This is a genomic window from Pseudomonas sp. S60 (assembly GCF_016647865.1).
Lineage (GTDB): Bacteria > Pseudomonadota > Gammaproteobacteria > Pseudomonadales > Pseudomonadaceae > Aquipseudomonas > Aquipseudomonas parafulva.
On record NZ_JACVVH010000016.1, the window covers coordinates 61,403 to 75,839 of the forward strand.

Sequence of the window (14,437 nt, forward strand, 5' to 3'; positions counted from 1 at the left end):
GTGTCTTCCGTTTGAAACGTTTTGTCCCTGGAGTTGTCATGAACATCGCTGCTGTACGCGAGCAGGTGAGCCAAGCCCATCAACATGAAGGCCAGACCGGCCAGCTGAAACAGCGCCTGGCGCTGCAACTGCCGCACCTGCACCCCTCAATCCAGCTGCCGGAGCAGGACGCCCAAGGTACGTTGGCGCGCTTTGTCGGCGCCTACATCGACCAGGTGCCGGAGCTGCTGGAGGCCGCCCACGAAGTCGCCCGCGAGGCCGGCATCGAATCGCAGATCAAACCCGTATTGAAAATTGCAGAAGCCTATTTCCTGCAGCCACCCAGCGTGATGCAGGGGCATGTGGGCCTGGATTGCCTGCTGGACGAAGCCTACCTGGCGCACCGCCTGGTGGAAGAGGTCAATGACCTGTACATCCGCCACTTCCAGCAGCCGCTGATCCCGGTCGACACCACCGTGGCCAACCTGATCGCCCACCAACTGATCGGCGAGGCCTTCGCCAACCAGCTGGACGAAGTGGTGCACCACTCGGTAGACGAGATGCTGGATGACGAAAGCTTTGCCGCAGAGTCGGTGGAAAGCTACCGCGACAAACTCAGCAGCCCGGAAACCGGCGCCGCCTGGAAGCGCTGGCCGTGCCTGTCGCGCCAACTGGGCGTGGAACTGGGCCAGCCGGCCTGAGCCATCGCCCCCCTGCTGGCTGGCCCTTGGCGGTGTTACCCGCCAAGGGCCAGCCCACAGCTAGGCCCCAACACCTGCGGTAGTGCGCAAGCGCCCCTCCACCCGCCGCTTCAGGCGCCTGTGCTCGATGCGCAGCCGCGAGCCATTGGCTGCATTGCTGCGGCTCCAGTCTTCGAGCAGTTCCAAGCATGAGTGGTCGATGTAGCTGAGGTTGCCCAGGGGCACATGCAATGTTGTGCCTGCCGGTACGCTGTCCAGCACCTTGGTCAACGCCGGCACCTTCAGGAAGGTGGCCGCGCCGCTGAGCCGCAGCTCCATATGGCCGGCCTTGGGCAGGCTCACCAGGTTGATCTTCAGCCGCGCGGCCTTGAAGGCCAGCTTCAGCAAGGTCAGGGCAAAGCCCAGCAGCACGCCGGTGAGCAGGTCGGTGAAGATGATCGCCAGCGCGGTTGCCGCGTAGGTGAACATCGGCATGCGGCCATAACGCCCCAGGCCGCGGAACGCCTTGAAGTCCACCAGCTTGACCCCGGTGAACACCAGTACCCCAGCCAGGCTGGCGACGGGGATCTGTTGCAGCACACTGCTCAGCACCACCACGAAGGCCAACAGCCAGATGCCGTGCAGAATCGCCGAGGCCCGCGTTTGGGCACCTGCCTGCACATTCGCCGAGCTGCGCACGATCACCCCAGTCATCGGCAGCGCCCCCAGCACACCACACAGCATGTTGCCGATACCTTGGGCGGACAGCTCGCGGTCGAAGTCCGAACGCTGGCCGCTGTGCATGCGGTCCACGGCCGCAGCCGAAAGCAGCGTTTCAGCGCTGGCGATAAAGGCCAGGGCGAAAGCGGCCACCAGCAGGGCAGGGTCGGCCAGCTTCATCAGGTCATCGGGGCGTATCCAGTCGATCGCTTCCGACAGGTCGGCGGGCACCTGCACACGGTTGACTGGCAGCGCCAGCCACATGCTGATGGCAGTCATCGCCGCCACCCCCAACAACGCCCCGGGGATGAACCGCAAGCGCTGTGGCCGAAACCGCTCCCAGCCCCACATGATGAGGATGGTGCCCAGGCCCAGGGGACCGGCCTGCCAACCCATGCCGGCGCTTTCCAGCGGCAGGGCAGCGGCCACCGTTGCCGGGAACTCCAGCAGGTTCTGCAGGCCCGAAGGCTGGGGCGTGGTGTCGAACATCACATGCACCTGCGACAGCACGATCAGCACGCCGATGCCCGCCAGCATGCCGTACACCACAGCAGGCGCCGTAACCCGGAACCAGCAACCCAGGCGCAGCCGCCCAGCCAGCAATTGCAATACCCCCGCCAGCAGCAGGATCGGCCCGAGCATGGCCATGCCATGCTGGCGCACCAGCTCGAACACCAGAACCGCCAAGCCTGCCGCAGGCCCGCTCACCTGCAGCGGCGAGCCGGCCAGAAACCCAACGACGATGCCGCCGATGATGCCGGTGATCAGCCCCTTGGCTGGCGGCATGCCCGAGGCGATCGCGATGCCCATGCACAGCGGCAACGCCACCAGGAAGACCACCACCGAGGCCAGCAACTCACGCGGCAGGGCCGCTTTCAGCTGTGTAATGTTCACCGTATTTCTCCTTTCTCGATCACATGGCCATTCCGCTGGCCATGGGCACGTTTGGGCCCCGACATGCGCGCAGGCGCGGGCTGCCAGCAGACAATGCCGGCACGCCAGTCAGGGAATTCAAGGCAGCCGAAGGCCGCGCCGCACGCCCGCAGGGTGCAGCCGGCTATTCAAGGCTCAGGGGTGTCAGGGTCGCTTAGTAGCGGCCTCTCGGAGTAGCGCAGGGAACGGGCTCGCCGGCCGCCAGGGGCATGAAGCTGTCGCTGGCCGCGTCATAGGCTTCGATCTTGCTGGTTTCGATGTCGTAGACCCAGCCGTGGATATACAGCTGGCCTGCGGCAAGGCGCGATGCCACTGAGGGGTGCGTGCGCAGGTGATGCAGCTGGGCGATGACGTTTTCCCGGGTCAGCACCTGCATGCTTTCGTGCTCACTGCCACACGAGCAGTTGTTCTCGACAACCGTGCGGGCCACCTCGGCATGGCGCAGCCAGGCGCCAACGGTCGGCATCTTGGTCAGCGACTGGGGGTTGAGCACGGCGCGCATGGCGCCACAGTCGGAGTGGCCACAGATGATGATGTGGTGCACTTTCAACGCCATCACGGCGTATTCGATGGCGCTGGACACACCGCCGTTCATCTGGCCATAGGGCGGCACCACGTTACCGACGTTACGGGTAACGAACAGGTCGCCGGGCGAGCTCTGGGTGATCAGCTCGGGGACGATGCGCGAGTCGGCACAGGTGATGAACATGGCGCGCGGTGTTTGCGCCGTGGCGAGCTTTTTGAACAGCTCTTGCTGCTCGGGGAAGACATCATGGTGAAAGCGCAGGAAGCCGTCGACGATGTGCTTGAGGGCAGCATCGGCGCTTTCCGCGGGGACCTGCGGTACGGCCTTGGATGGGTCCTTTACGGGCATGATTCATCCTCTTGACGGTGAGTAGGTAAACCCAGTTTACCGGTGAAAGATTCTGGCTATGCAGGGATTTAGATGACAGGCATTTGCCATAAATCACAGTCGGTGTGGACTGATTTCCTACGCTAGCGGGGAAAACTTAACTGAAACTTAATTCGGAGGCTCTAGAACGGCTGTTCCAGACGGAAAGGCGGGATGTCGATGGTAGCAAAAAAGCATCAAGTGACAAGCATCATTACTGTAATTATTTACTGCAATGAGTGAGGCTGGGGTTAGCTAACCCCCAGCGTTCATTTCGGTGAGCGGTCCCACACCAGCCACGGCCTGACCACCTCATTCAGTTGCACCCGGGGTATCGTACCGAAATACCGGCCGTCGAAAGACAACCGGCTGTAGTCGGAGAGCATCAGCACTTCGCCGTCGGCCAGGCGAAAATGCGCCGATGCAGGGCGTGGCATGCTGCGCCCGCTTGGGTCCTTGGCCAACAGCTGGCTGCGCAGTTGCAGTTGGCCGTTGACGCTGACGCCAGCGTCGGCAATCAGCACCTCGTCGCCCGCCTCAGCGACCAGGCGCTTGATCATGTGCATGTAGCCGCCGGGGCATGAACCCCCGCCGAGGTAGCCGCGCGTATGCGCCAGGTCGAACAGGGGCAATTTGGGAGGGCAGAACATCACCAGGTCACCCTTCTCCGGTGCCTTGTCGACCACCCAGTAGATACCCGGTGGAAAGCTGCTGGTGACGTTGATGCGGGCCCCGCTGTGCATGGCCAGCGCAGACAGCAGCAAGGCCAGGATGCCCAGCAGCGCAGCCACGCTCAGCGGTCGCTTCATGCCGATGGTGCCGTCTCCCGCAGGTCGATGGTGCGGTCGCTGTCACGCGGCGCTGGTACCTTGGCGCGGGCGGTGAAGATAGGGTCCTGGAAGTACAACGGCTGCTTGCCGTAGAACGCCGGGAACCCTGCGCAGTACACCACCATGTCGCCGGCCTCCTGAATGTTACCGCTGCTGTCCTTGCGAGGGCCGGGCATGCGCAGGGCTTCGTCGGTGGTCAGCAGCGGCCGCTGCACTTCCTGGATGGTGCGCGAGACCTGCCCCAGCAGCGCGCTTGAGCGGCGCCCGCTGGTGGTGACCTGTTCCTTGACGATGGTCGTCTGGCCGGTGAGCTTGGACAGGTGCTCTGCGGTTTCCACCCGGTTTGGCGGGTAGGCGTTCTGGATATGGCAGTTGGAAGTGATGCTCTCGTTCTGCCCGTAGAATTCCTGCAGCTGCGACAAATCCTGAATGATCAGGTAGCACTTGATGCCATAACCGGCCACGAACGCCAGCGACTCCTGCATGATGTCCAGCTTGCCCAGGCTCGGGAACTCGTCGAGCATCATCAGCAAGCGGTGCTTGTAATGCGCTTTGGGGCGCCCGTCCTCGAAGTCCATCTTGTCGGCCAGCAGGCGCACGATCATGTTTACCAGGATGCGCACCAGCGGGCGCAGGCGGGCCTTGTCGTTGGGCTGGGTAATGATGAACAGGCTGACGGGGTCGTCGTGATTCATCAGGTCGCGGATCTTGAATTCCGAACGGGCGACGTTGCGGGCCACGATCGGGTCGCGGAACAGCGAGAGGTACGACTTGGCAGTGGACAGCACCGAGCCTGCCTCTTCGGCCGGGCGGTCGAGCATGTCCCGGGCTGCAGAGCCTACCAGCGGGTGGTTCTCGCCATCGAGGTGGCCGTAATGGGTCATCTCCTCCCACAGTTCGGCAATGGGCCGGCTGGGGTCGGCGAGCATGGCATCGAGCATCGGCAGGCTGGCGAAACCGCCTTCGTCCTGCGCTCGGTAGCATAGGTGCAAAATGCAACCAACCAGCATGGCCTGGGAAGTCTTCTGCCAGTGGTCGTTGAGGCCCTTGCCGTCCGGGTCGACAATCAGCGTGGCCAGGTTCTGTACGTCACCCACCTCGAACTCGGTGCCCAGGCGGATTTCCTCGAGCGGGTTCCAGCCAACGCAGCCGTTGGCCGTGGCGGGCTCGAAACGCAGCACCCGGTTGCCCGCGTGTTTCTGCCGCCAGCCGGCAGTCAATGCCCACAGTTCGCCCTTGAGGTCGGTGATCACGGCGCTGTGTTTCCACGACAGCAGCGTTGGGATCACCAACCCTACGCCCTTACCGCTACGGGTGGGTGCGAAGGTGAGGATATGTTCAGGGCCGTTGTGGCGCAGGTAGTGCAGCTTGTTGCGCTTGTCCAGCCAGGCGCCCACATATACGCCTTCGTCGGCCAGCAGGCCGGCGCTTTCGATGTCCTTGCGCTCGCCCCAGCGGGCCGAGCCGTGGAGGAAGGCGTTGGCCTGGGCGCTGTTGTTGGTGATCATGCGTATCACCACCACCGTGATCAGGCCAATACCCGTCACCAGTACCCCGATGGAGCCCGCGCGCATCAACGCTTCCTGCTGCTCAACCGACCAGCGGGCGGCCCACACCAGAATCATCCAGGGCGCATACACCCCGTTAAGGTTCGGCCCCAGAGCTGCGTGATAGCCGAACTGATAGGCGAAGAACTGGGTGGCCGTGGCCAGCCCTGCGATCAGAAACGCGATGGCCAGCAACGCTTGCCAGCGGCTGGCGCCATTGCGTTTTCCGCCACGGATCTGCGGCCCGACGGCATTGTTGTGTTTCATGGATGGGCTCCGTGAACGTAAGGGTGACTGTTAAGGGCGGTTGGGCTCACGGCGTGGTTGTCCGGCCGCGGCTCAGTTCTGGGCTCAGGCTGCGACGCTGAGCTTCGGTCAGGCTGCGCTCGGCCTGGCGCTGCAGGCTCCACTGCTCGACCAGCTCAGGCTGCTCGGCGCGCAACTGACGCGCGGCCATCTCTTCGATACGTGGCGTATACAGGCCCATGCCATGGTGCAGGTCTTGCACCCGCTCCAAACGCGCCTGTAATTGCTGCAGGCGTGCCTGGCAGCGCTGGTTCGCCTGCTCCCAGGCAGCGCGGGTGGACGGCAGGGCGATCATGCCAGGGCGCAACGCCAGGCTCTGCTGCAGTTGCGCCTGCTGGCGGTCGAGCATGTTTTCCAGGCGTTGTTCCAGCGCGCCCGCCTGGTCAGCTTTCTGCTCGACCAGTTCGCCGAGGGCCTGGTCATAGCGAGCCTGCACCGAACTGCCCTGCAGCAGCGCGGCCTGCTCGGCGGCCAATGCCTGGGCCTGGGCCTCAAGGCCTTGGCCGGCATCGTCTGCCGGCGGGTTGATGGGGGTCGGCATCTTCATCAGACACTCCTCATATCAGAAACAGATAACCGGCTTTTGCCATGGGTATGCGAATCAGCCACAGCGCCACGAGGTGCAGTGGGTAGTAGGCGTAGAACAGCCAGCGCCAGCGCGGCAGGTTCGTCCGAATGCCACGCGCCAGCAGCACGATGGGCAACGCAGCCATGGCCCAGGCATTGCCATTGATATAGGTAAGCGCTGCCAGCGACAGCACCGCACCCAGTGCGGCAAAAGCATTGGGCCGCCGAACGAACCACGTTGTGCACACGCCCAGCAACACGGCGGGCCACCAGAACTCGACCAGCGCGCCCCCTACCAGAAACACCAGCAGCGCCAGGCCCCAGGCCCAGCGCTGCCCGGCCAGCGCGCGCTCGCAGGCGGCCAGGGTGAGGGTGATGACCAGCAAGGCGAACAGGATGTTCAACGGGTAGTAGCCGTACCACAACCCGCCCAAGGCAATGAACGGGGGCGTAGCGAGCAGGCCAAAGATCAACAGACGCCATGCGGTACGTCGGTGCGCGCCGGCCTGCCAGCTGTTCGGCCGGCCCAGGTTGTAACCCAGGATGATCACGAACAGCGGCATGGCGATGCGCCCCGCCTCGAACAGGTAGGGGAGCGTTTCGTTGAACAGGTACTTGTTGATGTGATCGCCGGTCATCAGCAGCAGGGCGAGCCATTTCAGGGTTTGAAGGGTGCCCTCAGCCAGCAGCGGACGAGGGGCAAGCACAGTTTCATGCACCTGCCGCCCTGCAACTGTCCTGGCCAAATCTAGCTCGGTCACCGACGCATTGCCTGGCCCAGCCCCGTGTCCAACTCCAATTTCGGCGCTGCATTACGAGCGACCTCACCGATGCCTTTCTCATTTACGATGGCTGTACTCTTGCCCACCTGGAAGTTGCGGTTGGCATCGACGTCACGACGATCATGGATGACAAACTGGTCGGTTTGCCCAACTTTCTGCAAGATGTGATGTTCGTCCATCCCAACCACCATCCCGCTGGTAGCCTTGCGACCGGTTTGCGATGCTTCGCCAACACTGGCAGACGGGTTGAGGCTGCGAGCCTTTTCCTCCATTGCCTTGAATGAATCGCCGCGCTGTTGGGCAAGAGGGTCTTGTTGCTGCCCTTGTAAGGCGCCATTGGGTACGGGTACTGGCTGCAGCTTCATACCTTCGATGTAGCTGGCATTTGGCCTCGATGCCTTGAGGTCACCGGACAGGCCAGATACCTGGCCCTGTGCGACGGCGGCCCTTTCAGCCTTCAGCTGATCTATCTGGTCCATGCCTTCGTCAACGGCCTGCTTGCGCGTATCCATGCCTACGAAGCGTGCGGTGGCAGAAAGTGCATTCTGGCCCAATGTCTTGAGGTTGGCACCCAGGTCTTCAAAACCTCTGGACACGCTGCTACGGCTAAGCCGATCGTCGTTTTCGAAGACTACACCGCGGCCGTTGGTTTCATGCTCGAAAGGCCTGCTCTGACGATCAAAGATATTGACGGTGCCTCGCTCCAGCGGGAACGGAGTATTATTAATGGTTTCGTATACACCGTCCTTGCCTTGGGTGAATGCCTTTTCACCTTTCAGCAGCCGAGAGTCGATCAGCGCTGCTTCAACCTTTTGTGGGTCTTTGATCAATTGGTTGTACTGTTCGACTCGCTTGACGTCTTCCTGCTGCATGGGTTTCAGCTCGATGCCTGCCGACTGCAGACGCTCGTACATCACAGCCAGAGGGCCAGCAGCGAGCACGTCATTCTGATACCCACCGCCCACCTGCGAATGCGCACCCGCGAACTTGATCTCCTCGATCTTTGAGTTGTCATCGTTGCGCAGGGCACTGGTCAGCTTGAAGGTGTCACGGTATTCGTTCATCGCCACCAAGTGGGTGGTAGAGTCAACGTTCTTGCCGATTTCCAGGTTTTTACCCAAGTGTGTATCGGTGTTGGACAACCCGTCAGTGGCGACGGTGTCGAAGATACCCAGCTTGTTGACATGGGCTTGGCCAGGTGGAATCAGAAAGTCCCCGGTAGGCTTCCCTTGCCCGTCCAATTTCGGCACACCGCTGTCAATGAACTTGTTGGCCAGTGCGCGAGACTGGGAGGCGCCCCGGCTGAACCCGACAATATTCACATCAACCTGCTGGTCGGGGTATTTGTTGTGAAACGCCACAATTGCATCGTAGGCTTGGTCGACACGCTCTTGCGCGCCCCGTCCGGTAGCACCCTCGATTAGTGACCGCCCGGAGGTCTGCGACTGGCTGCCAACACCGTCGAAGTAGATTTTCTCTGACTGGCCGGAACGTGCCTGGGCATCGTACTGCTGCGGGGTATGCCCCGAGTTGCGCGCCAGGTTGGTCCCTTGGGCGGTATCCAGGTCGAATAGGCGCGCAACGTTGGTCTGCGTACCCTCAGGGGTGTTCAGGTCTTTGTTGTTGCCGGTGCCGTCGAAGTACACCGTGAAACGCTTGGCATCACTCATATCATGTCCCTATGGTTCTTGCCGATAGCGGTACTGGGTGCCCAGTACCGTTTCCAACAATCTTCAGGCGCCTGGTTTGTTCAGGGTTGCAATCAAGTCGTGAACGCCATCGCCGGCACTGCTGATGTAGTTACGAAGAAACGCTTTGTCCATGTCCAGCAGCGGTGAGCCTTTAAGAGATTCAGTTGTGGCGCGCACGGCCAGTGCCCCAAAACTTTCAGCCATGTCAGCGACACTCTTGCTACGGTCTGCAGGGTTTTCATAAGGCTTTTTGTACCACGTGGCAATCTGGTACTCGACGTTCTGGGCTTCCAGTGCCTGGTTCAGATGCTGGGCCAGCGCGAACAGTGATTCACGTGCCAGCGTCGGATCAACCCCCGCTTCTTTCAGTACCGCTTCAGCCCGTTTACCCGCCGCGCCCACCAAATCTTCATGGGTGTAGCCTTGCATGGGTGGGAAGACGCCCTCAGGCAGCTTCATACCTGGGGTGTAGGGTTGATACTGGCCTTGATTGTCTTGCATGGAAATCTCCTTGGCTTGAAGTAGAGATGAGGTGGCGGGCGAGAGCGCGCAGGCGCCCAGCGCCAGCGGGATGAGCAGGCTCATCCGCACTCGCGTCCAATGATGCTTGGTAAAGCGACAGGCAACGCCAACAATGGACGTACTGACGCCATGGGTTCTAATCATTCATCCTCCCTGCCACCGCCTATGGGCGGTTCCCTGGTTAAAAACGCTGCACGGTCGGGCCCGGCTAACGTGGAACAAAGAATATCGACAAAACTGTGGCCAGGGGCCACTAATCGACCGCACCTGATTTAGCCAGGTTCAACGTTACGATCAGGCCCATGCACGCCATTTCCGGCTGCCTGACTGATCCGCCCTCGGCATGCCTCCAGTACAAGAGGGTGGCCCGAGTGCATACTGCATGGGTACGATCAGGCGCCTTGATTGTTCAAGGTGATAATCACATCACGCACGGCTTCGCCTGCAGCACCGATATAGCCCTTGTAGAATTCCCGGCCTTCGTGAAGCAGTGGCGAACCCGCCAATGACTCAGACGCTGCCTCAACGGCGGCCGATCCATACTCTTCACTCATGGCCTTGACACTTCTAGCGCGCGCTTGAGGATCGTCATAAGGTTTCTGGTACCAGCTCGATACCTGATACTCCACCCCCTCACGCTCAAATTTTTCGTTCATATGAGTCGCCAATGCGATCAGAGATTCCCGCGCCAAAGTAGAATCGACAGCATGCGTCTTCAGGTAAGCCTCGACGCGTAACTGCGCAGCGGCGATCAGATCAGCATGGGTATAACCCTGCATGGGTGGGAACACGCCATCAGGCAGCTTCATGCCTGGGGTGTACGGTTGGTATTTGCTCTGGTTTTCTTGCACGGAAATCTCCTTGGCGTGAAGCGCAGATGACGTGAGAGGCAGGAGCAAACAGGCTCCAAGGATTAATGAGCCCAGCGCATTCAGGCGTAGCGGTGGCCGGCTTTTCTGGGCACCGCTCGAAGTAACCGCCAGGACGCGAATATTCGAACGGGCGATAGAGGGGTTTACGCTAGCGGGTGTCTGGAGCTGTTTCACAGTGATTCCCTGATTAGTCGAAGGCTGTTAGGCGATTCATGGCTTCTCTTCAACGGCGTGAGAGGCTAGGCCTTTCCGCGCCAAGATCAGTTTTCGGCGCTGAACTGAGGCTTGTTTCGCCAATACCTTTGTTATGAACGATCGCAGTGCTCTTATCGACTTCCAGCTTTCGGTCAGGGCTAACGCCGCGGTGATCATGTATGACGAGTTGGTCCGTCTTGCCAACCTTTTGTAAGATATGATGCTCATCGTTAGCCACGACCAGCACGCTGACTGACATGCGCTCAGAAAGCGCGGTCTCACGGACTTTGGCAGACGGTATCAGGCGACGTTCCCTGGACTTGAAAGACCTGGTCCGTTGATGGCCTGGCGGATCTCGATCAGCGCTTAGTTTGCCGTAGGATGGCAATTTTTCATGCATAGCATATCCCTATGACAGTACGCTCTTAAACCAGAGCGATGCCCAACACAGTCCTTGTTTAAAGTTAACTCGAAGGCGTATTCAACGTTTCGATCAAGTCCTGTACCGCGTTGCCTGCGCTTTCGAGGTAGCGGCGCTTGAAGTCTCTATTCAAGTTATTCAATGGCGAGTTTATCAACGCATCGCCGGCTGCCCGAATCGTAAAGGCGTTGAACTCTTTAGCCATGGCCTTTACGCTATCCGACCGGCCTGACGGATCATCATAAGGCTTCTGATACCACGTCGATATCTGGTAATCCACTGCAGCCTTCTTGTAGGCAGCCGTCAAATGATTGAAGAGGTCAAAAATTGACTCACGTGCAAGGGTTGGATCGATATCGCTCTCCTTGAGCATTTGATCGACATTCTGACAGGCTGCCGTAGCGATCTCCTCGCTCGTGAAACCCTTCATCGGCGGGAATACCCCCTTTGGTAGCTTGGGTTTCAGGAAACTTAACAGTCGATTACCTTTTTTCTCTGGCACTGTGAACTCCTAGCTTTGCATCGCTGATGTTGCTGCTGGTAGGAACGCGCAGGTTCCAAGAACGCCAATTATGAAAAATCCCAGGCAGAGTCGTACGCGCTTTCGGAGATGACGAGTGCCACAGGCGGCAATGGTTGCACTCGCATTGATGGTTTTGCCGTTCAATTTATCTCCTTAGCCTAAAACTGGGAGGGGCAACCAGGCGTAGGCGCCGTCGAAACGACGCCTGCTCACAGCGGCATACGTCGTAGGGAGTATCGGGCTTTCCAGCTACCGGCCCGGTAAAAGCAACGATGCTCGTCCTCTTCTCGGCGCCCGTACCAGTCCAAAGTCATCACCTGCCCCCCATGACAAGCCCGCGAGGCACATAAGCTGACGTTGCAGCAGGTTGTGTTGTAACAGCCCGCGGCTCTGCAGTGGCCTTTGCTACAGTCGTTGTCTCAACCGCCGAGGCCGGCGTTTCGCTGGGGGCGCCGGAGAACACTGCGCCTTGCGCCACCTGCTGTGTGGCAAAGCGCTCATCCAGCCAGTCAGCCCACCAGGCCGCGCGGCGCATCACCTGCTGGCGATAGCGGGCGTTGATGGTGGGCGTGCGCGAGTGATAGTTGGCCACCCGCGTCCACAAGTCGCCACGGTCGTTGCGCACATGGCCGCGCAAGCGCCAGGCGGCCAGCTCGTAAGCGTAGCAACCGCCTTGCTCGACGTCCTGCGGGGTGATGCCATAACGCGAGAGCTCGCGCAGGTAGCTGGTATTGAACTGCATGGGGCCCACGTCGTAGGTGCCGTTGGTGTTGCGCACCCACTGGCCCGGCTTACCGCCTTCCTGGGCCGCGACTGCCAGCACGATGTTCACGGGCAGCTCATATTTTACGGCTGCCATGATGGAACAGACGACTGGCTCATCCAGTGGCGGTAATACCGGGGGGACGTCGATCGGCATGACGGCAGGCCCTAGATCACTTTGCCGAATTTTTTGTTGATTTTCTTGGTCGCGTCGGGGTCAGCGTCAGGGCAACTGTCGAGGAACGACTGGCGGGCATCCGCCGTGCGGTCCAACCTGATCTTGCCTTTCTTCTTTTTGACGATGTTGAAATAGTCGGCAACTGGCCCATCGCAGTTTTCGACCACGCCAGCCCCTTTCAACTTGCCGAACATGCACAGCACTGTTTCGCACGGGTCGCCTGCCTGAGCAGGCCCTGCAAGCATGAAGGCAAGCGCGGCAGCCAAAAGAGCAGTAGATGAACGTTTGGTGTTAATCATGAATGGTACTCTGGCTCAGGTAAGGTCTTGTTTACGTTCGCTGAAGCTCTTCACTTCTGCGTCAGGGTTGAACTCCCGGCTGTTGGACCGAGTGTCCAGGTTTCCGCTGGGGGCCTTACCGCCATTGGAACCGCTGTTAGCGATTGAGTGGGCGAGCCGGCCACCTGCCGTTTGGTCGATACGGGCTTGCGCCGCGCGGCCCACACCAGACGCGAGGTTGGCTGCCGTTTGCAATGCCACGCGCCCGGCGGTGCCCAGCTTGCTCGATGAAGACGAGTCAGCGCTGCCGCCATCGCGATTTGATCCTTCCTTGGAGCTAGACCCACTTGCAGTGGATGCGCCCTGATCGGAGCCCGAGGTGCCGCCCCCCGTGCCGCCGGAGTCACCGCCTCCGGAGCCTGCGCCGCTATCACCTGATGAGTCCTGCGCACCACCACCTGATGAAGCACCAGCGTCATTGTCGCCGCCAGATGAAGACTGCTCACCACCGCCCGACGAGGCACTTTGTACGCTGCCTCCACCTGAGCCAGCGGACAACCCCATGACGGAACCTAATGGACTGGAGCTAGAGCCGCCAGACGCACCGCCTTGCCCCCCACTTTGACCTCCGCCCGAGCCGCCGCCTGAACCGCCACCCAACATCCCTGCCATACGGGAGCCGATATCTGAGCCCGAAGCGACGCTTGCCTGCGCACCTTTGAATGCAGAATGGACAGCCTGCGCGCCTCCAACCATGCTTGCGCCACCGCTGGCCATTGCCGAAGCAGCCTGGCCTGCCATTGAGACGGCAGTTGTTGCTGCCCCAACCATTGCGCCGGCACTGAAGTTGCCGATGCCCATGGATGCCCCACCCGCGCCGCCAACCAGCGACGCAATCATCGGCGGGATCTTGTTAACTAGTAACAGCAGGAGAACAGAAACTACGAGCATGACAGCCAGCTCTTGCACCGACATCTTCTCACTGATTCGACTCGAGAACTCTTCGATGAAATCTTTGCCGATGGCAATCAGAAGCACCATGGCAAATAGCTGAGCGGCTACGCCCAGCACAGCCCTGTAGTAGTTCAGCGCTATATCAGATGTCCAGCGCGACCCTCCAAACCCCAGAAAGAACACACCGGCATACAGCAAAAACCAACTGGACGCCAGTAAGACCAGCAGGTTAATCCCTACAACAGCGAGGACGAGCAATACAACGATCGCCATGAGCTCCATGGTTATCTGGCGCCCCATTTGATACCAGCTGAGTTTATCCGTCGCTTTTACAGTGCGATCATAGAGCTCAAAGCCTAAATCGACGATACTCGAAGGCTGAAGATCCGTCGTTCCGAGTTTGCCCGCCGTTGATCCTAACTGACTTAACGACTTTACCATCGTGTCAGCAAGTTGCAGGCCGCCCATTGCGTTCGTTAACAGCCACCAGAAGAACCCGAACACCACGAGAAAGCGGATGAACTCTGCGAAAAATTCACCAATGTCTGCTTTTCTCATCAGCATCAAGCCGAACGTCCAGACCATGGAGATGACGGCCAGTGCTAAAAATAGGCGCTCGGCAGCCGCCTGAATCGCGGGTAACCATTTGCTGGTTGCATTATTAAAACGATGAAGCACCTCATTCATGATCCCCGAGCTTTCCAGTTCGGCACTTGCTGCCTGAGCAAGCGTCGGGACTGACAAAATGGCGAAAATTACCAAGGCATTTATAATCAAATCCCGACGCTTACCAAGCATGTAGCCC

General features: G+C 60.1%; 15 protein-coding genes. 1 reads left to right on the forward strand and 14 read right to left on the reverse strand.

The genetic code is table 11. The annotated features are described in order from the left end of the window. The first annotated feature begins 38 nt into the window (after positions 1-38). Positions 39-680 carry a hypothetical protein gene (locus IAE33_RS10255; protein ID WP_060482600.1) on the forward strand — a complete coding sequence of 214 codons (642 nt, stop codon included), beginning with the start codon at positions 39-41 and terminating at the stop codon, positions 678-680. A 60-nt stretch (positions 681-740) separates the two neighbouring features. Here the strand turns inward: IAE33_RS10255 and IAE33_RS10260 are convergent, their stop codons facing one another. From IAE33_RS10260 to trbL, 14 genes are all read right to left on the reverse strand, one after another. After that, positions 741-2,273 (reverse strand): SulP family inorganic anion transporter, encoded by a 1,533-nt coding sequence (locus IAE33_RS10260; protein WP_201163418.1) that lies wholly within the window; start codon positions 2,271-2,273, stop codon positions 741-743. 193 nt (positions 2,274-2,466) lie between these two features. Next, entirely contained in the window at positions 2,467-3,186 is a 720-nt protein-coding gene (locus IAE33_RS10265; RefSeq protein WP_028633145.1) for a carbonic anhydrase, read from the reverse strand. 287 nt (positions 3,187-3,473) lie between these two features. After that, entirely contained in the window at positions 3,474-4,013 is a 540-nt protein-coding gene (gene traF / locus IAE33_RS10270) for a conjugative transfer signal peptidase TraF (protein WP_201163419.1), read from the reverse strand. Further along, positions 4,010-5,848 (reverse strand): type IV secretory system conjugative DNA transfer family protein, encoded by a 1,839-nt coding sequence (locus IAE33_RS10275; protein ID WP_201163420.1) that lies wholly within the window; start codon positions 5,846-5,848, stop codon positions 4,010-4,012. Before IAE33_RS10275 ends, traF begins: the two co-directional genes overlap by 4 nt. Before the next feature lie 46 nt (positions 5,849-5,894). Then, positions 5,895-6,434: an IncP plasmid survival protein KfrC family protein gene (locus tag IAE33_RS10280; RefSeq protein ID WP_201163421.1), complete on the reverse strand. Its 540-nt coding sequence runs from the start codon at positions 6,432-6,434 to the stop codon at positions 5,895-5,897. Between the two features lie 10 nt (positions 6,435-6,444). Then, the gene (locus tag IAE33_RS10285) at positions 6,445-7,161 is read right to left on the reverse strand and encodes a TraX family protein (protein WP_328804844.1); all 717 of its coding nucleotides are present in this window, start codon (positions 7,159-7,161) and stop codon (positions 6,445-6,447) included. A 50-nt stretch (positions 7,162-7,211) separates the two neighbouring features. Further along, complete coding sequence (locus IAE33_RS10290; protein WP_201163422.1) at positions 7,212-8,906, reverse strand: phospholipase effector Tle1 domain-containing protein; 1,695 nt, start codon at positions 8,904-8,906, stop codon at positions 7,212-7,214. A gap of 63 nt (positions 8,907-8,969) precedes the next feature. Then, positions 8,970-9,512, reverse strand: a complete 543-nt coding sequence (locus IAE33_RS10295; RefSeq protein WP_236403914.1) for a hypothetical protein — start codon at positions 9,510-9,512, stop codon at positions 8,970-8,972. Positions 9,513-9,841: 329 nt separating this feature from the next. Then, entirely contained in the window at positions 9,842-10,300 is a 459-nt protein-coding gene (locus IAE33_RS10300) for a hypothetical protein (protein ID WP_328804845.1), read from the reverse strand. Positions 10,301-10,544: 244 nt separating this feature from the next. Continuing rightward, positions 10,545-10,916, reverse strand: a complete 372-nt coding sequence (locus IAE33_RS24920) for a KfrB domain-containing protein (RefSeq protein ID WP_442967365.1) — start codon at positions 10,914-10,916, stop codon at positions 10,545-10,547. Between the two features lie 64 nt (positions 10,917-10,980). Continuing rightward, positions 10,981-11,439, reverse strand: coding sequence for a hypothetical protein (locus IAE33_RS10305; RefSeq protein ID WP_201163423.1), 459 nt, complete (start codon positions 11,437-11,439; stop codon positions 10,981-10,983). Between the two features lie 334 nt (positions 11,440-11,773). Further along, positions 11,774-12,379 carry a transglycosylase SLT domain-containing protein gene (locus IAE33_RS10310; RefSeq protein ID WP_201163424.1) on the reverse strand — a complete coding sequence of 202 codons (606 nt, stop codon included), beginning with the start codon at positions 12,377-12,379 and terminating at the stop codon, positions 11,774-11,776. 11 nt (positions 12,380-12,390) lie between these two features. Next, the gene (locus IAE33_RS10315; RefSeq protein ID WP_236406347.1) at positions 12,391-12,699 is read right to left on the reverse strand and encodes a TrbM/KikA/MpfK family conjugal transfer protein; all 309 of its coding nucleotides are present in this window, start codon (positions 12,697-12,699) and stop codon (positions 12,391-12,393) included. 15 nt (positions 12,700-12,714) lie between these two features. Then, positions 12,715-14,430 carry a P-type conjugative transfer protein TrbL gene (gene trbL / locus IAE33_RS10320; protein WP_201163425.1) on the reverse strand — a complete coding sequence of 572 codons (1,716 nt, stop codon included), beginning with the start codon at positions 14,428-14,430 and terminating at the stop codon, positions 12,715-12,717. Between the last annotated feature and the right edge of the window lie 7 nt (positions 14,431-14,437).